The organism is Terrabacter sp. FW104-15G4B (assembly GCF_058790095.1).
This window is the reverse complement of sequence record NZ_JBYTCI010000036.1, coordinates 1-23,080: the sequence shown is the minus strand read 5'-3', so window position 1 is coordinate 23,080 and position 23,080 is coordinate 1. Positions and strand designations below refer to the sequence as shown.

Annotated in this window: 25 protein-coding genes; 7 read left to right on the top strand and 18 right to left on the bottom strand. The window is 70.7% G+C overall.

The features are described from left to right. Positions 1–65 precede the first annotated feature (65 nt). From AC3WRT_RS18725 to AC3WRT_RS18715, 3 genes are all read right to left on the bottom strand, one after another. A complete protein-coding gene (locus tag AC3WRT_RS18725; protein WP_492724605.1) occupies positions 66–1,820 on the bottom strand; it encodes a CotH kinase family protein in 1,755 nt (584 codons plus the stop codon). Positions 1,821–1,962: 142 nt separating this feature from the next. Continuing rightward, the gene (locus tag AC3WRT_RS18720; RefSeq protein WP_492724603.1) at positions 1,963–3,132 is read right to left on the bottom strand and encodes a methyltransferase domain-containing protein; all 1,170 of its coding nucleotides are present in this window, start codon (positions 3,130–3,132) and stop codon (positions 1,963–1,965) included. 69 nt (positions 3,133–3,201) lie between these two features. Continuing rightward, positions 3,202–3,732, bottom strand: coding sequence for a MarR family winged helix-turn-helix transcriptional regulator (locus AC3WRT_RS18715; protein ID WP_492724601.1), 531 nt, complete (start codon positions 3,730–3,732; stop codon positions 3,202–3,204). A gap of 128 nt (positions 3,733–3,860) precedes the next feature. Here AC3WRT_RS18715 and AC3WRT_RS18710 point away from each other — a divergent pair, with 128 nt between their 5' ends. Continuing rightward, positions 3,861–5,237: an MFS transporter gene (locus tag AC3WRT_RS18710; protein WP_492724599.1), complete on the top strand. Its 1,377-nt coding sequence runs from the start codon at positions 3,861–3,863 to the stop codon at positions 5,235–5,237. Positions 5,238–5,356: 119 nt separating this feature from the next. Then, positions 5,357–5,716 carry an RNA polymerase-binding protein RbpA gene (locus tag AC3WRT_RS18705; protein ID WP_492724597.1) on the top strand — a complete coding sequence of 120 codons (360 nt, stop codon included), beginning with the start codon at positions 5,357–5,359 and terminating at the stop codon, positions 5,714–5,716. Between the two features lie 134 nt (positions 5,717–5,850). Here the strand turns inward: AC3WRT_RS18705 and AC3WRT_RS18700 are convergent, their stop codons facing one another. The 7 genes from AC3WRT_RS18700 to kdd are packed head-to-tail and all read right to left on the bottom strand — an operon-like array spanning position 5,851 to position 12,696. Beyond that, the gene (locus AC3WRT_RS18700; protein ID WP_492724595.1) at positions 5,851–6,405 is read right to left on the bottom strand and encodes an FxsA family protein; all 555 of its coding nucleotides are present in this window, start codon (positions 6,403–6,405) and stop codon (positions 5,851–5,853) included. Next, complete coding sequence (locus AC3WRT_RS18695; RefSeq protein WP_492724593.1) at positions 6,402–7,193, bottom strand: polyprenol monophosphomannose synthase; 792 nt, start codon at positions 7,191–7,193, stop codon at positions 6,402–6,404. The genes AC3WRT_RS18700 and AC3WRT_RS18695 overlap by 4 nt, the downstream gene beginning before the upstream one ends. Beyond that, complete coding sequence (gene lnt / locus AC3WRT_RS18690; protein WP_492724591.1) at positions 7,190–8,764, bottom strand: apolipoprotein N-acyltransferase; 1,575 nt, start codon at positions 8,762–8,764, stop codon at positions 7,190–7,192. Before lnt ends, AC3WRT_RS18695 begins: the two co-directional genes overlap by 4 nt. Before the next feature lie 38 nt (positions 8,765–8,802). After that, positions 8,803–9,207, bottom strand: coding sequence for a 3-aminobutyryl-CoA ammonia lyase (gene kal / locus AC3WRT_RS18685; protein WP_492724589.1), 405 nt, complete (start codon positions 9,205–9,207; stop codon positions 8,803–8,805). Continuing rightward, positions 9,204–9,959, bottom strand: coding sequence for a lysine 5,6-aminomutase subunit beta (gene kamE / locus AC3WRT_RS18680; RefSeq protein ID WP_492724587.1), 756 nt, complete (start codon positions 9,957–9,959; stop codon positions 9,204–9,206). The genes kal and kamE overlap by 4 nt, the downstream gene beginning before the upstream one ends. Continuing rightward, the gene (gene kamD / locus AC3WRT_RS18675) at positions 9,956–11,569 is read right to left on the bottom strand and encodes a lysine 5,6-aminomutase subunit alpha (RefSeq protein ID WP_492724585.1); all 1,614 of its coding nucleotides are present in this window, start codon (positions 11,567–11,569) and stop codon (positions 9,956–9,958) included. Before kamD ends, kamE begins: the two co-directional genes overlap by 4 nt. Continuing rightward, positions 11,566–12,696: an L-erythro-3,5-diaminohexanoate dehydrogenase gene (kdd, locus tag AC3WRT_RS18670; RefSeq protein WP_492724584.1), complete on the bottom strand. Its 1,131-nt coding sequence runs from the start codon at positions 12,694–12,696 to the stop codon at positions 11,566–11,568. Before kdd ends, kamD begins: the two co-directional genes overlap by 4 nt. Positions 12,697–12,831: 135 nt before the next feature. Between kdd and AC3WRT_RS18665 the strand changes: the two genes are divergently transcribed. Then, positions 12,832–14,277: a KamA family radical SAM protein gene (locus AC3WRT_RS18665; RefSeq protein WP_492724582.1), complete on the top strand. Its 1,446-nt coding sequence runs from the start codon at positions 12,832–12,834 to the stop codon at positions 14,275–14,277. Positions 14,278–14,312: 35 nt separating this feature from the next. On the opposite strand, the gene AC3WRT_RS18660 is transcribed toward AC3WRT_RS18665, so the two are convergent. Together AC3WRT_RS18660 and AC3WRT_RS18655 are read right to left on the bottom strand one after the other, a co-directional pair. Further along, positions 14,313–14,837, bottom strand: coding sequence for an SRPBCC family protein (locus tag AC3WRT_RS18660; RefSeq protein ID WP_492724581.1), 525 nt, complete (start codon positions 14,835–14,837; stop codon positions 14,313–14,315). Further along, positions 14,834–15,151 (bottom strand): ArsR/SmtB family transcription factor, encoded by a 318-nt coding sequence (locus AC3WRT_RS18655; protein ID WP_492724580.1) that lies wholly within the window; start codon positions 15,149–15,151, stop codon positions 14,834–14,836. Before AC3WRT_RS18655 ends, AC3WRT_RS18660 begins: the two co-directional genes overlap by 4 nt. A 147-nt stretch (positions 15,152–15,298) precedes the next feature. Between AC3WRT_RS18655 and AC3WRT_RS18650 the strand changes: the two genes are divergently transcribed. Beyond that, positions 15,299–16,012: a VOC family protein gene (locus tag AC3WRT_RS18650; protein ID WP_492724579.1), complete on the top strand. Its 714-nt coding sequence runs from the start codon at positions 15,299–15,301 to the stop codon at positions 16,010–16,012. 12 nt (positions 16,013–16,024) lie between these two features. Here the strand turns inward: AC3WRT_RS18650 and AC3WRT_RS18645 are convergent, their stop codons facing one another. Both AC3WRT_RS18645 and AC3WRT_RS18640 read right to left on the bottom strand, forming a co-directional pair. After that, on the bottom strand, positions 16,025–16,471 hold the full coding sequence (locus tag AC3WRT_RS18645) for a hypothetical protein (RefSeq protein ID WP_492724578.1): 447 nt from the start codon (positions 16,469–16,471) through the stop codon (positions 16,025–16,027). A gap of 56 nt (positions 16,472–16,527) precedes the next feature. After that, on the bottom strand, positions 16,528–16,758 hold the full coding sequence (locus AC3WRT_RS18640) for a hypothetical protein (protein ID WP_492724577.1): 231 nt from the start codon (positions 16,756–16,758) through the stop codon (positions 16,528–16,530). 671 nt (positions 16,759–17,429) lie between these two features. On the opposite strand from AC3WRT_RS18640, the gene ybaK reads away from it, so the two are divergent. Beyond that, a complete protein-coding gene (gene ybaK / locus AC3WRT_RS18635; RefSeq protein WP_492724575.1) occupies positions 17,430–17,927 on the top strand; it encodes a Cys-tRNA(Pro) deacylase in 498 nt (165 codons plus the stop codon). A gap of 21 nt (positions 17,928–17,948) precedes the next feature. Here the strand turns inward: ybaK and AC3WRT_RS18630 are convergent, their stop codons facing one another. Continuing rightward, positions 17,949–18,407 (bottom strand): Lrp/AsnC family transcriptional regulator, encoded by a 459-nt coding sequence (locus AC3WRT_RS18630; RefSeq protein ID WP_492724574.1) that lies wholly within the window; start codon positions 18,405–18,407, stop codon positions 17,949–17,951. Positions 18,408–18,622: 215 nt separating this feature from the next. Then, positions 18,623–18,808 carry a hypothetical protein gene (locus AC3WRT_RS18625; protein WP_492724573.1) on the bottom strand — a complete coding sequence of 62 codons (186 nt, stop codon included), beginning with the start codon at positions 18,806–18,808 and terminating at the stop codon, positions 18,623–18,625. Between the two features lie 427 nt (positions 18,809–19,235). Between AC3WRT_RS18625 and AC3WRT_RS18620 the strand changes: the two genes are divergently transcribed. Beyond that, positions 19,236–20,177, top strand: a complete 942-nt coding sequence (locus AC3WRT_RS18620; protein WP_492724571.1) for a 5'-3' exonuclease — start codon at positions 19,236–19,238, stop codon at positions 20,175–20,177. 127 nt (positions 20,178–20,304) lie between these two features. After that, positions 20,305–20,529 carry a hypothetical protein gene (locus AC3WRT_RS18615; protein ID WP_492724569.1) on the top strand — a complete coding sequence of 75 codons (225 nt, stop codon included), beginning with the start codon at positions 20,305–20,307 and terminating at the stop codon, positions 20,527–20,529. Between the two features lie 168 nt (positions 20,530–20,697). Here the strand turns inward: AC3WRT_RS18615 and AC3WRT_RS18610 are convergent, their stop codons facing one another. Together AC3WRT_RS18610 and AC3WRT_RS18605 are read right to left on the bottom strand one after the other, a co-directional pair. Further along, a complete protein-coding gene (locus tag AC3WRT_RS18610) occupies positions 20,698–20,898 on the bottom strand; it encodes a cold-shock protein (protein ID WP_020144233.1) in 201 nt (66 codons plus the stop codon). A 231-nt stretch (positions 20,899–21,129) separates the two neighbouring features. Further along, positions 21,130–23,080 (bottom strand): DEAD/DEAH box helicase (locus tag AC3WRT_RS18605; protein ID WP_492724567.1); only part of this gene is annotated, 1,951 nt, incomplete at its 5' end.

Below are 23,080 nucleotides of genomic sequence, written 5' to 3'. Positions count from 1 at the left end.
GAGGACCCGCAGGCGGGACGGTGGCGCACCAGTCCGTCAGCACCGGTGCGCCACCGTCGAGTCGGCTACGGCGTCTTGTCGAGCACGCGGATCTGGATCGCCTCGATCTGGAGCGCCCGACCCGTCGTGCCGGCCGTGGCACCGTTCTGGACCCACGGCATCCAGCCGATGCTCTGCACCTGCACGCGGTAGGCCAGGTTGAAGTTCGTGGCCAGCGCACCGGTCAGCCGCAGCTGCACCGCCTCCATGCGCAGGCCGCGTCCGGTCGTGCCGACGACCGCATTCGTCGCCCCGTAGCCCGTCCACCCGATGTTCTGGACGTGGGCGTTGCCCTGCACCCCGCCGGTCAGCAGCGTGTTGACGACCTGGAAGCGCAGCGCCTCCAGCCGCCGGGCCTCACCGATGGTGCCGGCGATCATCCCGCTGGACACCGCCGGCTGCCAGCCGATCGAGGCAAGATGGGCCGCGAAACGGAAGGTCGGCAGGCTCGAGCCGTACGCCTGGGCGAGGTAGCTGGCGCGGCTCGTCGTCCAGGTCTTGAGCGCTGCCACGCCATTGGTGTACGTGGTCGGACCGTACCCCCGCGAGCCCGCCCAGATCTGGAAGTTCTTCTCCGCCGACTGCGCGAGGTACGGCTTCAGGCTGTCGACCTGCGCCTTCATGGCGTTGACCTGGGGCCGGATCGTCGAGGTGTAGAGCGAGTTGGCCCGTGCGACGAACTGCGGGTTGCGCATCAGCTGCTCGAACCAGTTGTGCGTCTTGCTCCGCAGGTAGGTCGTCGTCTTGACGTAGTCCGAGGTCGGGTCCCCACCCCAGGCCTGCGGCGTGAAGTTGCCCAACGACAGGTCGAAGTCCCACACCGGCCCGGCGTGCAGCTTGTCACCAGGGCCGTTCTTGTAGAAGTACATGCTCGAGCGGTTGAAGTCGTAGTTCTCTGCGACGTCGTGGACGAAGTAGTTCTTCACGAACGAGTCGACGTCGATCATCGAGCTGATCTTCGTCCAGTCCGGGGTGGGGGCGTAGAGCGCCGCCTCGAAGGCGTTGAGGTAGGCCTTCGTGCTGGTCCACCCGGCCGCCTGGTCGGGGGTCAGGGCGTCACCGACGCCGCCCGGGGCGTCCTTGAGCACGAAGATCCGCTGGCTGGTCGCCGCCGTGAAGTGGAACGGCTCCGCCGCTCCGTAGTTCTGGTCCTCCTCCAGCAGCTCGGCCTGCGGGTCCGTGAGGTTGACCCGCGTCGGCCCGACCTCGGTCTTCTCCGTGAGCAGGTAGTTACCGAGCAGGTGCTCGCCGTCCACGTCGTTGATCTTGACGTCGACGAAGCGGGACTCGGGGGAGTACGCCAGACCGACGCGGCGTGCCAGGTCGTAGCTGAGCTTGTTGCGCATGAGCGAGGGGTCCGTGTGGTCGGCGAGCAGGACCCAGGTCCGAGCCGGCTCCATGCCGAGCGGGCCGGCCGCGGTCTTGAACTTGATCTGGTACGGCTTCTTGACCATGTTCCAGGTGGCGTTGCCGCGACCCTTGATCGTCGCGGCTGCATCCACGATGGCGTATGCCGCGTTGGACTGGTCGACGAGGTTGACGGTCGCCCCGACCGAGTTGTCCTTCGAGGCGTTGAGGTAGCTGAGGTGGTTCTTCGTCGAGTCCGCGTCCGTCAGGTCCACCGAGACGATCGGCAGGTTGCTGACGGGTACTGGAGCTGCGGCCGCTGCTGCCGGAGCGCTTGCCGGCGCCAGCGAGGCCTGTGCCATGGCGGCCGACCCAGGTAGCAGGAGTGCAACTGCTGCCAGGGTGGCGTAGAGCCGCCGTCGTCGTGTCTTCATGACCATTTCCTCCCCAAACACCCGTATGGGCGGAATGGGCACATAGCCGGATTTGACTGTGCCCCAAGGGAATCAGCCCCCCGACCCCTTTGTTGCGAGGTTAGGGTCACGCGACAGAGAACGCGGTCGAAGCGTGGAACTTCTATGCAGCGAACAGCTCGAGGAGCACGATCACCTCGTGGTGCGACGTCTGCGGGAACATGTCGAAGAGGCGTGCCTCGCGTGCCCGATAGGACGGCATGAGCGCGAGGTCGCGGGCCAGGCTGTCGACGTTGCAGCTGGAATACATCACGTGAGTCGCGCCCGAGCTCTCCAGCCAGGCCGCGAGGTCGGGACCGATGCCTCGACGCGGCGGGTTGACCACGACCATCGAGCTCTCGGCGCCTTGCAGGGCGCCGTCCAGCGCGCTCACCTCGGTGGCGTCCCCGACACGGAAGTCGAGACGACCGAGGCCGGGGTGCTCGTGCCGCAGGCGATCGGCGCTGAGGGAGGCGCTGCGGACGGCCTCGGGGGAGACCTCGACGCCGAGGACATACCCGGCGCCCACCCGGGGGTGGGCAGCGTGCAGGGCGAACCCGCCGACACCGCAGTAGAGGTCGAGCACCACGTCGGGCCGGACGGCCCCCGCCCAGTTCTGCGCCTGGCGGTAGAGCGCGCCCGCGACAGCGGTGTTCGTCTGGAAGAAGCTGTTGGGCCGCAGGAAGAGCGTGATGTCGTTGACGGGAATCGCCAGGACACCTTGGTTCGTCAGCACGATCTCGGTGTCGCCCTCGAGGACGGCCTTGTGCTCGGGCTGGAGGTTGACCGTGACGACGCCAACCTCCGGCAGGCGCGCCTGCAGCATCGCCAGGCGCGACTCCAGCAGCGCCAGGTGACGGCGTGAGCGCAGGACCATCCGCAGCATGACCTCTCCAGTGGGGGAGAGGGTCAGGATGAGGTGCTTGAGCTCGCCACGGCGGGCCCCGACGTCGTAGGGCTCTAGCCCGATCTCGTCGACGACGTCCGCGAGCCGCGGGATGAGGCTCTGCAGGCGGTCCTCGTGCAGACCGCAGTCCCGGAGGTCGATCCCGTTCGCCGCGGCGTCGAGGATCCCGACGGTGACAGCGCCGGCGCGCCCGCCGACGACGAGCTTTGCCTTGTTGCGGAAGGCGGACTCGCGGGTGGCGAAGGGGTCGAGCCACCGGAGGTCAGGAGCGACGTCCGCCAGGGCGCGCTGGCAGCGCTGCTGCTTGTCGGCGAGCTGGACGGCATACGGCACGCCCATCAGGGCGCACGACCGGCAGCGTCCGGCGTCGAAGTAGTTGCACTGCATCGCGGCCAAGGGTACGGCCAGCGGGGAGGGCTGCTTCCACCGCAAGTGACATAATGTCGATTATCGGCGTTACGAGGTTGTGCGAGCAGGGTCGAGGGCCCCGGTCTCCAGGACGTCCAGCCACGTGCGCAGCAGCTGCTCCAGGGTCGCGCGCTGCTGCGCGCTCAGTCCGGCGAGCAGCTCCTCGTCGCCGGCCATGACGTCACCGAGGACGGCGTCCACACGAGCCAGCCCCTCGGGCGTTAGCTGCACATGGACGGTCCGGCGATCCGGCTCCTCGCGCACCCGGCTGACCCAGCCCAGCCGCTCCATGGCCTGTACGCGCTGGGTCGTGGCTCCCGGTGTCACCCGGCAGCGCCGCGAGAGCTCTCCAGCGGTCAGGCGGTACGGCCGGCCGCTACGGCGCAGCGTCCCGAGCGCGTCCAGCTGGTTCTGCTCGAGCCCGTGGACGGCCAGGATGCGCGCCCGGTTCTCCATGACGATCGCGCCCAGTCGCCACAGCGGCGTCATGACCCCGATGGACGACACGTCCACGTCGGGGCGCTCCCGGCGCCACGCCGCCACGATCTGCTCGACCTGCTCCCCCGAGGATGCGTCCACCACAACACTTTAGCGCTAAACCAGATCTTCCGGCGACCACACGGCTCGTCCGCACCCTGGAGGCCTCCGGCGGCGTGTTGTGACGGCTCCCCTGCCCGCGCCAGCCGGCTGTGTGGGACAGTCCTCGCATGTCGCACGTCGTCGTCAACCCCGCGCGGCCGGAGACCCGGGAGCAGCGGGCCTGGTACTGGTACGACTGGGCCAACTCGGCCTACGTCACGACCACCGCAACCGTGCTCATGAGCCCCTACCTCACGTCCGTCGCGGAGCAGGCCGCCTGCCCCGGCCTGAAGGACGGCCAGGACTGCACGACGACGCTCTCGGTGCTCGGCATCCCGGTCGCACCGGGGTCGCTGTGGTTCTTCACCGTGACCTTCACGACTATCCTGTCCGCGGTCGTCCTCATCTTCATCGGCGCCATCGCCGACCGCAGCCCCCGCCCGACGCGCCTCTTCGGCGGCTTCGCGTGGGCCGGCGCCCTCGCGGCGAGCCTGATGTTCTTCGTCGCCGGCACCGACTGGCAGCTGGGAGCAGCCCTCGTCGTCGTCGCCGGGATCTGCCTCGGGGCCTCGCTCGTCATCTACGACTCGATCCTGTGCCGCATCGCGAACGAGAACGAGCGTGACCGCGTCTCCTCGAAGGGCTGGGCCTTCGGCTACCTCGGCGGCGGCATCCTGCTCGCCCTGAACTTCGCCCTCGACTTCTTCCACGAGGACCTCGGCCTCGACCGGGCCATGTCGACCCGCATCAGCATCCTGTCGGCCGGCCTGTGGTGGGCAGGCTTCACGATCATCCCGTACCTCGGGCTTCGCCACCTGACGGGCACGGTGGACACGCCGGTCGATCGTGCGGCGGGGGTCGTCGGTGGCAGCATCGCGCAGCTGCGCAGCACCTTCCGCGACCTGGCGGGCTACCCGCAGACGAAGATGTTCCTACTCGCCTACCTCTTCTTCAACGACGGCATCCAGACGGTGATCGGCAGCTCTAGCGTCTACGGCTCCAAGGAGCTGGGGTTCTCCGAGACGACGGTGCTCGGCGTGTTCCTCTTCGTGCAGTTCGTCGCCTTCTTCGGCGCCCGCCTCTTCGGCCGCGTCGCGGGTGTCATCGGGGCCTGGCGCACGGTGCTCTACGGCGTCGGCCTGTGGACCGTCGTGGTCGTCTTCGCCTTCCTCGTCCCCGCGAAGTCGCTCGCGATCTTCCTCGCGCTCGCCCTGCTCATCGGCCTCGTGCTCGGAGGCACCCAGGCACTCTCCCGCTCGCTCTACAGCCAGCTCATCCCCCACGGCCGCGAGGCGGAGTACTTCAGCCTCTACCAGGCGATGGAACGCGGGACCAGCTGGTTCGGCACCCTGATCTTCGGCCTCGTCTACCAGTTCACGCTCAGCTACCGGTGGGCGATCATCGCGCTCATCGTCTTCTTCGGCATCGGCGGCGTCCTGCTCTCCCGGGTCCGGATGCGTGAGGGCATCGAGCAGGCGGGCAACCCGGTCCCTGCCATCATCTGAGACGGGGCTGGACTCCCCCACCTCACCGGGGAACAAGTGGGCCGTTTCGCACGTTCAAGCGTCTGTGAGGGTAAGACACCAGAGAGGTGTCACAAGGGCAAAGTCTTGGAGGGGTTCAGATGGCCGATCGATCACTGCGTGGTTCCAACCTCGGCGCGAGGAGCATGGAATCCGACGAGAACGTCGTGCCGAGTGAGCGTCAGCTCACCGTCTACGTCTGCCCCGAGGGCCACCGCACCGAGCTTCCGTTCTCCATCGAGGCCGATGTTCCGTCGACGTGGGAGTGCCGTTGCGGCCTCGACGCCAAGCTGCAGGGTGGCCCCGAGCCGGAGGCCAAGGTCGTGAAGCACCAGCGCACGCACTGGGACATGCTCCTCGAGCGCCGCTCCCTCCCGGAGCTCGAGGAGCTGCTCGAGGAGCGTCTGTCGCTGCTGCGCGAGTCGCGCGGTGAGAAGCCGCGGCGCCGCAAGACCGCCTGACCCCAGACCGCTCCACCGAGAAGCCCGCCCCGTTCGTGGGGGCGGGCTTCTCGTCCGTCCGGGCGCGGGCCATCGTTCGACGATGGCGTGTGCCGTCTGATGGCGTATGCCGTCCGCTTCCAGAGCGGTCAGGCTCAGTCCTCGTCGATGATCTCGCCCTCGACGACCTCGTCGCTCGTCGTCGACCGCTGGGGTCCGTGGGGCGTCGTCTCCTCCCAGCCGTTCTCGCCCGTCCGGTCGGGCTTGCCGGTGACGGTCGGGCCGGTGAAGCGCTCGGTCTGGGCGAGCAGCCGCCGCGAGATCACGGCCGCGAGCATGCTCCGGGCGATGGGGCGGGTGAACGGCAGCACGAGGAGGAGTCCCAGAAGGTCGGTGATGAACCCGGGCACGACGAGCAGGCTGCCGCCGACGAGCACCACGACGCCGTCGGCGATCTCGCGGGCCGGCATCCGCCCGCTGCGCACCGCCTGCTCCAGCGCCCGCCACGCGCGGCCACCCTCGCGACGGATCAGCCAGGCGCCGAGCAGCGAGGTCGCGACGATGAGCAGGAACGTCTGCCAACCCCCGATGGCCTGGCCGACGGCGACGATGACGACGATCTCGAGGATCGGCAGGAGCAGCAGTCCGACGACAGCCAGTCGCGTCAGGCGCACCCGACGGGCCCGTGACGGTCGCGGCGCCGAAGTCATGAGCGTTCGCTGACCGGCTCGCGGCCCCGCGCCCGTTGCATGACCGAGCGGACCTGGCCGAAGCGGTGTTCGAGGCCCCAGCGGGTGACGCTCGTGAGCGCCTCCCGGACGATGTCGTGGCCCATCTTGGACACCCCGATCTCACGCTCGACGAAGGTGATCGGCACCTCGACGACCGTCAGCCCGGCCCGAATGGCCCGTAGCGTCAGGTCGATCTGGAAGCAGTAGCCCTGCGACTCGACTCCCTGCAGGCCCATCGTCCGCAGCGCGCCGGCCCGGTAGACGCGGTAGCCGGCCGTGGCGTCGTTGACCTTCATGCCGAGCAGCACCTTGGTGTAGATGTTCGCCCCGACGGACAGGATCTTGCGCCGGGCCGGCCAGTTGCGCACCTCCCCGCCCTTGACCCACCGGGCGCCGATGACGACATCGGCCTGGCTGAGGGCGGCCAGGAGAGAGGGAAGCTGCTCGGGCAGGTGCGAGCCGTCGGCGTCCATCTCGACGGCGGCGTCGTAGCCCCGCCCCAGGACGATCGCGAAGCCGGCGAGGTAGGCCTTGCCCAGCCCTTCCTTGCCGGCGCGGTGCACGACGTGCACCTGCGGGTCGGAGGCCGCGAGCTCATCCGCGATCTGGCCCGTGCCGTCCGGGGACGCGTCGTCGAGGACGAAGATGTCGGCGGCGGGCACGCTCGCGCGCACCCGCGCGACGATGCCGGGCAGGTTGTCCCGCTCGTTGTACGTCGGGATGAGCACGGCCACTCGGGTCACCGGCTCACGCTGCGTCGTCGTCATCCTCTTCCTTCGGTGTCTGCGGCACTGTGGCGACCACGTCGAAGCCCGAGGGCGAGCATGGTCAGCAGTGCAGCGGCGGCGACCCATTCAGGGGCCTCCCCCACGCGGGTCGCCAGTGTCGTGGCGTCCCGCAAGGGTAGTGCCCCGCGGACGACCGCCTCTGTGAACAACGACGTCACCTGGTGTGCGGTTCCGTCAGGCGTGATGAGCGCGCTCTGCCCGACTGTCGAGACATGCACCACCGAACGGCCGGACTCCATGGCCCGCAGCCGGCTGATGGCCAGCTGCTGCGGCGACTCGGCGGTGTAGCCGAAGGTGGCGTTGTTGGTCTGGACGACGAGAACGTTGGCCCCGGTCTGCACGGCGTCGCGCATGATGTCGTCGTAGGCCACCTCGAAGCAGATGGCGAGACCGGCCCGGATCTGGCGTCCGTCGGCAGCCGTCACGCGGAAGACGCCCGGTGCGGGGCCGGGCACGAAGTCGCGACGGACGAGGTCGACCTCCTCGCTGAAGGTGCGCCAGAACGCGCGGTTCGGGATGTACTCGGCGAAGGGCACCGGGTGCCGCTTGACGTAGCGGTCGGTGTTGCCCTTGCCCGGCTCGAAGAGCAGCGCCACGTTGGAGACGAAGCCCACCGGCTCCTCGAGCAGACCGCCCACGATGAGCGGCCGCTCCAGCGTGTCGACCGTCTTCAGGACGAGCGACTTGGCGTCGGCGTTGCGCAGCGGGTCGATGTCCGACGCGTTCTCCGGCCAGACGACGAGGTCGGGAGCCGGCGCCCGACCTGCGGCGACGTCCGCCTGGGCCTTGAGGGTGGCGGCGATGTGGTTGTCGAGCACCGCTCGCCGCTCGGCGTTGAACTCGAGCCCGGGACGCGCCACGTTGCCCTGCACCCCGAGGAACTGTGCCATCGGGCCGTCGGTCGGCAGGGGGACGGCGAGTCCCGCGACCCCCAGCACGAGCGCGGCCGCCACGGGCAGCGTGACCCGGCGAGACGGCATACGCGATGCGGCTGCGAGGGGCGCGTCGGCGCCACTCCCCCGGCGCCCGGGGACCGCCGTGACTGCATGGTGGACGGCGAACGCGAGCAGCGCCCCGGCCAGGGCGATGACAAAGGCGACGAACGGTGCGCCGCCGAGCGCGACGAGCCGGCCGAAGGGCGAGTCGGCCTGGCCGAAGGCCAGCTTGAGCCACGGGAAACCGCCGTAGGGTGCCCGCGCCCGGAAACCCTCCGCCACGACCCACACGAGCGCGAACGCCAGCGGTCGCACGCGCCCCCGGCGGGTGAGCCAGCCGTAGAGCGCCCCGGCGACCCCGATGAAGAGAGCCTGCAGGGCCGCCAGTGCGAGCCACGGCAGGGCTCCGACGTAGACGCCGGACCAGCTCAGGGCGGGGACGAAGAAGACGAGCCCTCCAGCAGCGCCCAGCAGGAAGCCGCGTCGGCCACCGGTGCCGGTCCAGGCCCACGCCCAGAGAGCGAGCGCGAGCGGAGCCGCCACCCACACGTCGAAGGTGGGGAACGCGAGGCAGAGCAGCCCACCGCCGAGAAGGGACACGAGGAGACGCCGCACGGGGTTCACCGTATGTGGTGCCGGGGACGCGCCAGCGCTCAGGGCACCACCACGACACCCCGCGCAGTCGTGGCGACGACCGGGGGCTCGAGCAGCTCGGCGGCCGACTCGCCACGCTCCGGGGTGCCGCGCGCCACGACGCGGACCTCGAAGTCCAGCTCGCGCGAGCGGCTGCCCACCCGAACGATCTGGGCAGAGATCTCGATGACGTCACCGGCCTGGACCCGCGATCGGAACTGGACGTCGCTGTAGGAGGCGAAGAGCCCCTCGTCGCCGTCGGTGATGATGCACATCTCGGTCGCAACGTCACCGAACGCAGCCAGGGAGTAGGCGCCGTCGACGAGGTTGCCGGCGTAGTGGGCGTGGCTGTAGGGCACGTAGCGGCGGTGCGTGATCCGCAGGCCGACCTGAGCGCGCGTCGTCCGAGGCCCGGGTTCGCTCACGGCTTGCTCCCCTTCCGTTCGACGATCTCGTGCACCAGGTAGCTGGCGACCTCGCCGGGAGTGGTGCCGCGGCCGAAGATGCGGTCGACGCCCAGTGCCCGCTCGGAGCCCTCCTCGAAGCGTGGGCCGCCCACGATCAGGATCGGCACCTGACCGGCCGGGTAGGCCTCGCGGAACGCCGCGGACATCTGGGTCGTGTTGTGGATGTGCGCGTCCTTCTGGGTGACGACCTGGCTGACGAGCACGGCGTCGGCCTTCTCGGCGCGGGCGCGGGCGACGAGGTCGGGCACGAGCACCTGCGCCCCGAGGTTGACCACCTTGAGCTCGCGGTAGTACTCCAGGCCCTTCTCGCCGGCGAAGCCCTTGACGTTGAGGATCGCGTCGATGCCGACCGTGTGGGCGTCAGTGCCGATGCATGCGCCGACGACGACGAGCTTGCGGCGCAGCTGCCTCTTGATCGCCCGGTTGGCGTCCTTGGCCGAGAGGAGCGGGTACTCGCGCTCGACGACGACGACGTCGTCGAGGGTGACCAGGTGCGTGGTGCTGCCGTAGACGACGAAGAAGGTGAAGTCGGGACCCATCGCCTTGGCGTGCACGACCAGCGCGGGGTCGAGGCCCATCTTGCGGGCCAGCTGCAGCGCGGCGCCCTCGGCCAGCTTGTCGTGCGGCAGCGGCAGGGTGAAGGACAGCTGCACCATGCCGTCGCCCGTCGTGTCGCCGTAGGGGCGGATGACGCGGCCACCCGGGGTCATCGGACGGGCTCCTGTGCCGGCGGGGTCCAGGCGTCGAGCGCGGTGGTCGCCGGGTTGTCGTAGTCGTCGGCGCGCTCGCTGACCCCGTCGAGCCCCTTGCCGCCGTTCGCCGGCCGCTTCATCAGCCCGAAGGTGCCGTCGGCGATCGCTGCGAGCAGCGGGGCGTCACCGGCTGCGTCGCTGTCGTGGACGATGCGCTCGAGCAGGTCGACCGCCTCAGAGAGCACCTGCCGGGCGCGGGTCTGGATGTAGCCGTCGCGCGGCGGGTGGAAGTCCTCGGTGAGCCCGCCGGCGGCGTTCATGACGTAGCGGACGTTCTGCAGGGCGAGGTCACGGTCGGACAGGAACGGCGTGACGACCGCCTCGGTCATCATCCCCACGAGCAGGATGCCCTGCCCCGTCATGGCGCCGGCGAGGTTGAAGAAGCCGTCGAGCAGGTAGCCGCGGAAGACGTCGCCGGTCATGTGCTTCGTCGGCGGCATCCACTTCAGCGGTGCGTCCGGGAACAGCTGGCGCGCCAGCAGCGCGTGGGCGAGTTCCGTGCGGAAGCTGTCGGGCAGCTGGGGGTTGATCTCGAAGGCGTGGCCGAGGCCGAGCTGCCAGTCCTCGAGGCCGGCCTCCTTGGCGAAGCGCTCGTTGAGCAGCTGGCTCACCGTGACGGTGTGCGCGGCCTCGACGGCGTCGGCGGTCGTCAGGTAGTTGTCCTCGCCGGTGTTGATGATGATGCCGGCGCGGGCGTGGACCTGGCGCGAGAAGCGCTGGTCGACGAACGTGCGGATCGGGTTGATGTCGCGGAAGAGGATGCCGTACATCGAGTCGTTGAGCATCATGTCGAGGCGCTCCATGCCCGCCAGCGCCGCGATCTCCGGCATGCAGAGGCCGGAGGCGTAGTTCGTCAGCCGCACGTAGCGGCCGAGCTCCTTGCTCACGTCGTCGAGGGCGGCCCGCATGAGCCGGAAGTTCTCCTGGGTCGCGTACGTGCCGGCGAAGCCCTCGCGGGTCGCACCCTCTGGGACGTAGTCGAGGAGCGACTGACCCGTGGAGCGGATCACGGCGATGACGTCGGCGCCCTCACGTGCAGCAGCCTGTGCCTGTGGGATGTCCTCGTAGATGTCGCCCGTCGCCACGATGAGGTAGATCCACGGCTTCGTCCTGGGGTCACCGTGGCGCCTGACCAGGCGCTCGCGGGTGGCGCGTGAGCGGTCGATGGTGCGCAGTCCGGCCCCGACCCCCTTCGTCGCCGCCCGGCGCGCTGCAGAGGCATCGCGGCCGGAGGGCAGCCGGAAGGACACGTTGCCGCTCGCGGCCTTCTGGGCCAGCGTCGTGAGGTCCGGCGCCTCACCCCGCAGCAGCGCGTCGTAGACCGGCGTCGTGACCCCGTGCTCCAGGCCGACCTCCTCGCGGACGGCGCCCACGAGGTGGTTGACCCACGGCACCAGCTCGTGGTCGGCGCCGGAGAGCCCCGCCAGCCGCAGTGTCGCGCGCTCCACCGAGACCGTCGTGTGGCGACGGGCGATGTCGACGACGGGCGCGGCGGCCTTGCGCGCCAGTGAGCGGGCCCGGCGGACGACGTCCGGGTCGAGCTCGAGCAGGGCCGGCGGTCGGGTCATGACCCAGATCCTGCCGTCTCGCGCTCGGCGGGTGTGGAAGGCGCCCGATGGGGCGGCTCGGCGGCGAGGCGATCCTCGAAGAGGGCACGGACGGCCGGCACCTCGCGCAGGAGCCGCAGCGCGGTCTCGGCGTGACCGGGAACGTAGCCGTTGCCGACGAGCATCCGTACGTCTGCCGCGAGGCCCTCCGCTCCCAGCGCGGCGGCGGCGAAGTTCGTGGCCATGCTGAAGAAGATGACGGTGCCACCCTGGGCGGTGGCGAGGATCGCGGGCTGCTCACAGCCCGGCACGTCGACGCACACCACCGTGACGTCGGCGGGGCCGCCCGCCGACTCGACGGCGGCCGCCAGGCCCAGCGGGGAGCGGGCGTCGGCGAGCACCACGGCGTCGGCGAGCCCGCTGGCCTCGAGGGCCACCCGCTCACGCTCGGCGGGGACGACGGCGATCGTGCGACCGGCACCGGCGGCGCGTGCGGCCGCCAGCGATAGCGAGCCCGACTTGCCGGCCCCGCCGAGGACGGCCACGGTCGGCGGGACGCCGCGGACGGCATACTCCCCCACGACCCGCTCGACCAGTGCCGGCGCGCCGCACACGTCCATGACCATCAGGGCCAGGCGCGGTTCGAGGTCGTCCGGCAACCGGGCTGCGATACTGCGTCCGAAGAGGATCGCGTGCCCGGCGGCAGGTAGCTGCTCCGAGAGACCGTCCCAGCGCTCGAGCCCGTCCGTGATGGCGAGCGGCGTCAGCGAGAGCGAGACCAGCGTAGCCACGTGGTCTCCGACCGCGAGCCCGAGCGGGCTCTCGGGACCGACCTCCTCGACCGTGCCGATGAGCATGCCGCCCGAGCCGGTGACGGGGTTCTGCATCTTGCCGCGCGTCGCGACGATCTCGAGGACCTCGGCCCGGACGGCGCTGCCGTCGACGACTCCGGCAGTGCCGTACTTCTCGGCGAGCTGGCGGTAGGAGGCCGCGTCGAGGTTGAGCGTGTCGACGGCGATGCGCACCTCGTCGGGCCAGAGCTCGGGGCGGGCGTCGAGGCGCCGGGCGGCCTGCGGCAGGGTGATGTCGTCGCCGGTCGGGTCGAGGACACGGTGCAGCCCGACCGGGGACGACGTCGAGTCAGGCACGGCACAGATCCTTCTGTATGCGGCGGGGTATTCCGGAGATTATCGCGTCAGCACCGGCCACGGCGTGTCGGATCTCCGGGAATCAATGGGTCAGAACCCTTCTGGGGACGCCCGCCTGAAGTTACTGTTGCCAGCATGAGCAAGGTGGAGCAGCCCTACGCCTACCGCCGTCGTGAGCTCGTCGAGCCGGACTGGACGCGCCTGCCGGGCTGGATCGGCGTCACCCAGGCCGACTGGGACAGCGCCCAGTGGCAGCGGGCCCACTGCGTCAAGAACCTCAAGCAGCTGCGGGCCGTCATGGGCGACCTGCTCGACGACCGCTTCTACGACGACCTCGCGAAGGACCAGTCCGAGCGCGCGACGATGTCGATGCTCGTGCCGCCGCAGATGCTCAACACGATGGTCCCCTCGACCGACACCCCGGTGCCGTCGGCCGGACAGGCCTTCACCGAGGCGTTCTACGCCGACCCGGTGCGCCGCTACATGCTGCCGGTCTTCTCCGACCGCCGCACCGACTGGCCGTCCCACCCGCACGCCTCGCGCGACTCGCTCCACGAGCACGACATGTGGGTGGCCGAGGGCCTGACGCACCGCTACCCCACCAAGGTGCTGGCTGAGCTGCTGCCGACCTGCCCGCAGTACTGCGGCCACTGCACCCGCATGGACCTCGTCGGCACCTCCACGCCGCAGGTCACCAAGCTGAAGTTCGACCTCAAGCCGGTGGACCGCTACGCCGCGATGCTCGACTACCTGCGAACCTCCCCGGTCGTGCGCGACGTCGTCGTCTCGGGCGGTGACGTGGCCAACATGCCGTGGAAGAACCTCGAGGCGTTCGTCGACCAGCTGCTCGACATCGAGAACATCCGCGACATCCGGCTGGCCACGAAGGCCCTGATGGGCCTGCCGCAGCACTGGTTCGCCGAGGACGTCGTCGAGGGCGTCGGCCGCGTGGCAGCCAAGGCGCGTTCCCGCGGCGTCTCGCTGGCGATCCACACCCACGTCAACAGCGCCCAGTCGATCACCCCCTCCGTCGCCCGTGCCGCGAACGCGATGCTCGACGCCGGCGTGCGCGACGTCCGCAACCAGGGCGTCCTCATGCGCGGCGTCAACAACTCGACGGAGCAGCTGCTCGACCTGTGCTTCGCGCTCGCCGACGACGCCTCGATCACGCCCTACTACTTCTACATGTGCGACATGATCCCCTTCGCCGAGCACTGGCGGCTCTCGCTCGCCGAGGCCCAGCAGCTGCAGCACTCGATGATGGGCTACCTCCCGGGCTTCTCCACCCCGCGCATCGTCTGCGACGTGCCGTTCGTCGGCAAGCGGTGGGTGCACCAGGTCGAGGACTACGACATCGAACGCGGAATCTCCCACTGGCGCAAGAACTACCGCACCTCCATCGAGGGAGACGACACCGCGGCGCTGTCCCGCGACTACGTCTACTACGACCCGATCTACACGCTGCCGGAGTCGGGCCAGCGGTGGTGGCACGAGTCCGTGGACCACGAGTCGCTGCTGGCGGAGGCGACCGAGAAGGCCGCCCTGAGCCGCGCAGCAGCCGAGTCCCAGCTCGTCCCCTGACGCGTCCGTGAGGGCGTATGCCGTCACGGCGGCGGTCAGTGGCCCGCGGTCTCCGCGTAGGCGGGCGTGAGCTCGGTCCACCGTTCCTGCCAGCCGGGCGCGGCCGCCTGCTCCGACCAGCCCTCGGCGTGAACCGGTCCCCCGCTGGCGAGCGAGCGCCCGAGGTCCTCGAGGTGGACCTGCCAGCCGGCGCCGTAGAAGTGCAGCTGACTGCCCGGCAGGCCGCGCTCCTCGACCACGAGGCGGGTGCGCGAGCCCTCTGCGGCGAGCCAGGCCTCCACCTGCGTCTCCTCGTCGCCGCCCGGGTCGAGGGTCAGCAGCAGGTGGTGTGGCGCGTCGCAGGCCTCGATCCTCGCCGGACCGGTCCACGTGCTGGTGAAGACGGCATGGACGCTCCCGCCCGGGCGCAGGTCCCCGGACACCTCGGCGATCCAGCGCGCGAGCCGCTCTGGCGTCGTGCACGCCGCCCAGAGGTCGTCGATGTCGGTGTCGTAGACGTCCTCGACGCGCACTGCTCCGCGCGTGTCGTCGAGGGCCCGCATCGTGCCGGTGATCCTCATGTCCGTGCCTTCTTTCCTCGTGCGATCTCGGTGTGCAGGGCGTCGAGCCGGTTCTGCCAGAGGGCGCGGTAGCCCTCGAGCCACTCGTCGACCTCGACGAGGGCCTCGGGCCGCAGGCTGTAGATCCTGCGCTGCGCGTCCTGGCGCACGTCGACCAACCCGGCCTCTCGCAGCACCCGCAGGTGCCGTGAGACCCCGGGTCGGGCGATCGGCAGCGCCTCGGCAAGCTCGCCTGCTGTCGCCGGGTGGTCCCGGAGGATCTCCATGACGGTGCGCCGGCTCTGGTCGGCCAATGCGTGCAGTACGGCGTCCATGCGCTGACCGTAGCAAACCGGGTACGTATCCACAAGGGTAACCAACCGTCCCGGCGTGCCGCGGAGGACAAAGCCGTTGTGCACCCGGCCCTGCGGGTCCTAGCGTTCGCGGGGTTCGAGGGACTTCACGCCGTGGATGGGATCAGGATGTCCACCCAGCTGATCGAGATGTGCTTCGCCGCGACGGACCCGCACCGGCTCGCGACGTTCTGGTCGGGCCTGCTCGACCGCGACATCGCCGCCGACGGCCTGACGGTGCTGCCGACCACCGAGACGGAGTTCCCCCTGCGCTTCGTGCCGGCGCAGCAGCCCAAGAGCGGCCTCAACCAGATCCACCTGCACCTGACGAGCAGCTCACCGGAGCACCAGCAGGCCACCGTGGCCCGGGTGCTCGAGCTCGGCGGCACCCACCTCGACCTCGGGCAGCTCCCCGAGGAGGGGCACGTCGTGCTCGCAGACCCGGAGGGCAACGAGCTGTGCGTCATCGAGGCGGGGAACGCCTACCTCGCCGGCTGTGGTTTCCTCGGCGAGCTCGCCTGCGACGGGACTCGCGAGGTGGGTCTGTTCTGGAGCGGGGCCCTCGGCTGGCCGCTCGTGTGGGACCAGGACGAGGAGACCGCGATCCAGTCGCCCCTGGGCGGGGCCAAGATCGCCTGGGGCGGCCCGCCGGTCAGGCCGAGGTCCGGGCCGAACCGGATGCACCTGCACCTCGCTCCCACGGCCTCCGGGGACTCTCGGGCCGAGGTCGATCGGCTGGGCGCCCTGGGGGCGCGGCCGGTCGCCGGCGACCACGAGGCGGGCTGGATGATGATGGCCGACCCGGACGGCAACGAGTTCTGCGTCGTGGAGCCAGCTCGCTGAGCACCTGCCCCGTCACCCGGCAGCTTCGTCGATACGCTTCCCCAGCGCGGTCAACCCGCCGCGGATGAGGGCGCCGTAGCCGTCCTCACTGAGGGCGTCCTGGGCCGCCATGCCGGACTCCAGCTGCTCCCGGGCCTGCTCGAGGAGGCACTGGCGCAGGTAGCCGTCGCCGAGGTTGAGATGCAGGCTCGGTGCCAGACCGCGGGTCGACGGGATGCCGACGACCGCCAGGTCGTGGCCCGAGAGGTGGCCGTGTGCCGCGAGCGCCCGCTCGTCCCACGCGACCTCGTCGGCGAGCTCGGGTTGGAGGTCGGCGAGGTAGTGGGCGATGACGCACCGTGCCGCGTGATCCGTCTCGGCCGTGCCCTGCCAGCAGGTCGTCAGGTCGCGCCGGCCGCGCTCGCGCTCGCCGCTCAGAGCGACGGTGACCGCCGCGATGATCGTGTCCCAGTCAGTCATACGCGGACCGTAGCCGGGTGCGGGGACGGGACGGTCGTCGTCCGGGCACGGCGCGCTCAGGCGAGGCGGGAGCTGATCACCTTCAGGGCGTGCCCGCGCTCCGCCTGGGTCCAGGGGCGACCGTCGAGCAGGACCCAGGCGACGCGGCTCGGTGTCAGGAAGAGCACGCACTCGGCCTCGTGGCGTGCTCCCTGCCGGGAGGGGACCGTCCCGACCATGGTCTCCAGGCCGTGGACCGTGGCCGGTCTCGCCTCGGCGCACCGGTCGAACGCGGCCCTGAGGTACATGCAGGCCCTTGGGGTCGCCGGCGTCCAGGTCGTACTCCCGGTAGGAGAACCACTGGTTCTCGCCGCTGCCGGACCCTGCGTCCTCGGAGCCGCCGGCCGACACCGAGAGGAACTCGCTGCGCACGACCCGCGTCGCGCCGCTCGCGGTCAGGAAGTCGTTCCACCCCAGTCCCGACCACGGAGCGCCCTGATCGCACCACGCCTCCTCCGGCAGCTCGCCCGGACACCGGTCGGGATCGGCGCCGTCGGGTCCCAGACGTGTCTCGTCGGGCAGCTCCCCTCCCCCTCCGACGAACGCCAGGAAGACGTCCGCCCGGGGGATGCTCGCGGCCTCATCGGCCCTCAGGACGCGGTGGGTCGTGCACCGAGCGGCCTCCTCGATCGCCGTCATCGTCGGCCCGGACGGCACCGTCGGGCCCGCCGCCACCGTCCCGACGGCGCGGCCAGGGGTGCCGCTGGTGGCAGTGCAGGACGCTAGGGCGGATACGACGACGGCCAGGACAGCGACTGCCACGGCGGATCTGCCCGCTCTTGCGGCCGCAGCCGGGCCCCCGATCGACATGCGCCGAGTGTGCCAGCCCGTGCCGGCCCGACGTGGGACCCGGAGGCCCGTGACCGGCGGGACCGTAGACTGCGGCGGTGACGTACCGCTCCCCCGTCGGCCAGGACTGATGGCGCGGCAGCGCGCCGGCGACGGGCCGTCGACGCCCGCCACCGTGGCCCTCGACCGTGCAGGGCTCGCCTACAGCCGCCACCCCTACGACCACGACCCGTCGGCCGCGAGCTACGGCCTCGAGGCGGCGCACGCGCTCGGCATCGACCCGGCCCGGGTCCTCAAGACCCTCCTCGTCGACACCGGCAAGGGCCTCGCCGTGGGCATCGTCCCCGTCGACGGCCAGCTCGACCTCAAGGCGGTCGCTGCCGCCCTGGGCGCCAAGAGCGTGACGATGGCCGACCCGGCAGCCGCCGAACGCAGCACCGGCTACGTCGTCGGGGGCATCTCCCCGGTGGGGCAGAAGCGGGCGCTGCCCACGGTCCTCGACGACACGGCATACGCCTTCGAGACGGTGTACGTCTCCGGCGGACGGCGCGGCTTCGACATCGAACTGTCGCCCGACGACCTGGCCACCGTCACCCGCGCCGTACGCGCGAGGATCGGGCGCCGCTGACCCACGTTCGTGGGAGGCCGCTCAGGGGTTTTCGCGCGGCATGGCGGAGGCGCTGCGCCCCTCCCACGGCGTGGAGAGCACGACGGTCGTGTGCGTCGACACGTTGGCGGCGGAGCGGATCCGCGCCAGCAGGTCCTCGAGGTCGGCCGGTGTGGCGACCCGCACCTTGAGGATGTAGCTCTCCACCCCCGCGACGGAGTGGCAGTCCTCGATCTCGGTGATGTGCCGCAGCCGCTCCGGCACGTCGTCCGGCGCGCTCGGGTCGAAGGGCGTCACGGAGATCAGGGCCGTCAGCGAGAGGCCGAGCGCGGCCGGCGAGACCTGCGCCGTGTAGCCGATGACGACGCCGCGTTCCTCGAGGCGCCGGACCCGCTGGTGCACCGCGGACGTCGACAGGCCCGTGGCCTTGCCGAGGTCCGTGTAGCTCATCCGTCCGTCCGCGAGCAGCAGTCCGACGAGGCGGCGGTCGAGATCTTCCATGGGCGAAGGCTAGTGCAGTGACACACGCCGGCACGGTCCGGTCCATTGCGGCCGGTCGAACTCCGCGGCCTCACGTCATCGCACCTCGTCCGGCACGGTGATCGTTCCACGTGTGCAGGAAGGCGCGGATGGCGGCGACCGTGGCATCCGCGATCTGACGGTGGCCGGCGGCGTTTCGGATGGTCGCCGTCCGAGGCAAGGTAGTGCGTCTCGTCCTAGGAGTAGTCCCGGCCCCTGAACGCCACCCGCAGGTCGACGCACTGCGCCTGTGACGCTTCGGCACGAGCCTTGATCACCGTGTTGACCTCGCCGGTGACGTACGCAGCGGCGTCGACACAGGAGGCGCCCTTGGCCGGAGGCGCGTCGGCCGCAGTCGAGCACGCCGTGAGCAACATGCTCACGCACGCCAGGCCAGCCAGGAGGCGGCCGGCGCGGTTCCGGCCCATAATGGGGACCTCACGGGAACCTCTGGCCGTCGGTGCTCGCGGCTCTGCTCCAGATCTCAGACGGTCGCCGGCAGGTCGGGCTTCTCGTGGATCCCGCCAACGCTGACAGGACGGGCGACGCCCGAGCCGCGCGCCCATGCGCGAGCCTCATGCCGTCATGCTTCTCGCCGTTGGAGCCCTTTTCATTGCCCTTGCGGTCGTTGGATGGCTCCTCCGTGTGGCGGGCGCGATTCTGGCTGCGACGCGAGCACCTCGGATTCGGTATGACATCAACCGGGGTGCCCTACGCCCACGGCACAGCGACATGGGGGCGTTCGTCGGGACGGTTTGGTCTCCGGCGGCATAGCCGTCGGACCTCGACGAGGCGCACTAGGCTCAGCGCGTGAACGATCGGCCGCAAAGGTGTCTCCTGCTCGACTCCGCGTCGCTGTACTTCCGCGCCTTCTACGGGGTGCCCGAGGTGGTCGGTCCGAGCGGAGTGCCGACGAACGCCGTGCGGGGGCTGCTCGACATGATCGCCTCGCTGGTGGAGCGCGGGCGCCCGACGCACCTGGTGGCGTGCTGGGACAACGACTGGAGGCCGGCCTTCCGCGTCGAGGCGATCCCCTCCTACAAGGCACACCGCGTCGCTCAGCCGGGTGACGACGCCCTCGCGGGCGAGCAGGTGCCCGAGGCCCTCGGCGTGCAGGTGCCCATCATCGAGGACGCGCTGGGCGCCCTCGGCATTGCCCGCGTCGGCGTCGACGGATACGAGGCCGACGACGTCATCGGAACGCTCGCGACCCGGTTCAGCGGGCGTATGCCCGTCGACATCGTCACCGGCGACCGGGACCTCTTCCAGCTTGTCGACGACGCCAGCTGCGTGCGGGTGCTCTATACCGCCCGCGGGGGCGTGCGGTCCCCCGACCTCGTCGACGAGGCGTTCCTCCGCGAGAAGTACGGCGTCGGCTCGGGTGCCGCGTACGCCGACATGGCCGTGCTGCGCGGTGACACGAGCGACGGGCTGCCCGGCGTCGCGGGCATCGGCGAGAAGACCGCAGCCAAGCTCATCGCGACGTACGGCACGCTCGAGGCCATCCGGGCCGCCATCCACCAGGGCGACCCGGCCCTCAAGGGCGCGCAGCGCGCCCGTCTGGAGGCCGCCTCCGACTACCTCGACGCCGCGCCGCGGGTCGTCGCCGTGGCCAAGGACGCTGCCGTGCCGGACATCGAGCTCGGCGCCCCGTCCGCGGTCGCCGACCCTGCGCTCATGTCTCGGCTGGCGGTCGAGCACGGCCTGACGTCGTCCTTCGACCGCGTCATCTCGGCTCTCGGGATCGAGTGACGACGCCGACGTGACGAGGCGCAAACCATCACGTTACGGTCACGTCTCCCCCGCCCTCGTGCGCGCTCACGCCCCGCCCGGCGGCTCCCGCGTCACCACCGCTCCACCGGAGGGCGCATACTGAAGCGTGCCCACCCACGGAACGCCCGACCGCCGCCGCCACCTCTCCAGCAGCCCTTTCAGGCCGGCCCCGGCTCGGGACATCGAACAGTTCTCGGTCGGAGACCGGGTCTCCCACCTGCGCCACGGCCTGGGTGTCGTCGTCGCGTGCGACGCCAACACCGTGACCTTGCGCTTCGAGTCCGGCGTGATCCGGGTCAACAGCCCGTTCGACCGGCTCACCCGGCTCTGAGCGCGACCCCGAACCAGCCCGGCCGCCTGGTCAGGGTGCGGTAGGGCCTGTCCGGCACCAGGCCAGCACCCGTTGCACAACCACACCATTTCCACATGACGAAGGCCGGTCCCCGTGGGGACCGGCCTTCGTCGTGCGGACTGTGGGTCCGGCGAGATCAGCGAGGGATCAGAGAGCGCGGACGCGCATCGCCTGGGGGCCCTTGGGACCCTGCTCCACGTCGAACTCGACGGCCTGGTTCTCCTCGAGGCTGCGGTAGCCGTTGCCCGTGATCTCCGAGTAGTGGACGAAGACGTCGGGACCCTCGGTCGGGGCGATGAAGCCGAAGCCCTTCTCCGAGTTGAACCACTTGACGGTTCCCTGTGCCATGTTTTCTCCTTTGGGGTGGAAGTGAGCCGTTGCTTGTCAGCGACCCCCGGTCGGCAGAGACGCGACCACTCCAGAAACCCTGAAGAAACAGTTGCGCTCGCAAATGCGTTCCTTGCGAGCGTGCGAAGACACGAGCACCAAAAACGCCGACCGGTGCCGCAACCATAGCCGACCGGGCAGCGCTGGCGACAATCGTGAGTTTCGCGGGGGTGTTCGCCCCGGTCGGTCCCGTCAGTCGAGTCGGTCGGCCGCCACGACGCCGCGCATCACCCCATCACTGGCCCGACGGGCCGTTTTCGCCAGGTCCGGGTCGGCGGCATCGGTCAGCTGTCCCAGCAGGTCGATGACCTGCTTGCAGCGCCGGACGAAGTCGCCCGCCGCCAGGTCGGTGCCCCGCAGCACGTCCTCGAGGCGTTGCCCGCTCGCCCAACGGTGCATCGACCACGCCAGGCCGCCGTCCGGCATACCGGTGCGTGGGAGGGTCAGCGCACCCTCGGCGTCCTCGAGCTCGGACCAGATGACGATCATGCGGTCGTACGCGTCACGGACGTCGTCGTTGGGCCAGCGGGGCGTGAGGCCACCCTCCTCGCGGCGCGGCTCGTGCACGAGCGTCGAGACGATGGCCGCGAGCGAGGGCGCGTCGAGGCGGCGCCACAGGCCCTCACGCAGGCACTCGGCCGCGAGCAGGTCCTTCTCCGTGTAGAGCTGGCGCAGGCGGTCGCCGTCGGGGGTGACGCTCTGGCCGCCCTCGCCCAGGTAGCCCATCTCGACGAGCAGCTCGCAGATCCGGTCGAAGGTTTTGGCGACCGAGTTGGTGCGGCCGTCGATCTTGCGCTGGATGCCGTCGGTCTCCCGCCGCAGGCGCCACCACCGCTCGGCCCAACGGGCGTGGTTCTCCCGGTCGGGGCACCGGTGGCACGGGTGCGCCTTCATGCGGCGCCTCAGCTCGTCGATGCGCTCGTCGGCGGGATCGGCGTCGGCGTGCCGCCGGCGCGGGGGCGGGTCGTGCGGCATCGTCGCCCGCAGGGTCGCTGCGAGGTCGCGGCGCGCCTTGGGGTTGCGGGCGTTGAACTGCTTGGGCACGCGCATCGACCCGATGGGCTCCAAGGGCGTCGGGACGTCGTGCAGGGTCAGCCGGCGCAACTGGTGGTCCTCGGTGACGACGGCGGGTGAGGCCGACTCCCCCTTGCCCCCGCGGTTCGGCAGCACCACGACGGCGAGCCCGCTGTGCCGACCCGCAGGGATGCGGACGATGTCGCCGATCCGTAGCGACTCGAGGGAGATCGCCGCAGCCGTGCGCATCGACGCCGAGCGGGCCCGGGCCCCCTCCTTCTCGATGTCGCGGATCTCATTGCGGATCGCGGCGTACTCGCTGAAGTCCCCGAGGTGGCACGTCGTCTGCTCGGCGTAGCCCGCGAGGGCCTCCTCGTTGCGCCGCACCGTGCGGACGAAGCCCACGACGGCCCGGTCCGCCTGAAACTGCGCGAACGAGGTCTCGAGAATCTTGCGGGCGTTCTCGCGCCCGAACTGGCGCACGAGGTTGACGGCCATGTTGTACGTCGGCCGGAAGCTCGAGCGCAGCGGGTAGGTGCGTGTCGAGGCCAGGCCCGCGACCCCCGCGGGGTCGAGGCCCCGGTTCCACAGGACGACCGCGTGGCCCTCGATGTCGATGCCGCGTCGACCGGCCCGACCGGTCAGCTGGGTGTACTCGGCGGCCGAGATGTCGACGTGGTTCTCGCCGTTGAACTTCACCAGCTTCTCGAGCACGACGGTGCGTGCCGGCATGTTGATACCGAGGGCTAGCGTCTCGGTGGCGAACACCGCCTTGACCCGCCCGGCCGTGAAGAGCTCCTCGACGATCTCTCGGAACGTCGGGAGCATCCCGGCGTGGTGCGCCGCGAAACCGCGCGAGAGCCCGTCGACGAAGTCCCAGTAGCCGAGCACCGAGAGGTCCTCCTCTGCCAGCCCTTGGATGCGCTCCTCGACCAGCCGGCGGTTGGCCTCGCCGTCCGCCTCCGGGATCAGGCGCATCCCGCTCGACAGCAGCTGGCCCACGGCGCCGTCACAGCCCGCGCGACTGAAGATGAAGGTGATCGCAGGCAGCAGCCCCTCGCGCTCCAGGCGCTCGATGACCTCGGCGCGCGTCGCCTGCCCACCCGGGCGCCCGCCCCCGGCGAAGCCG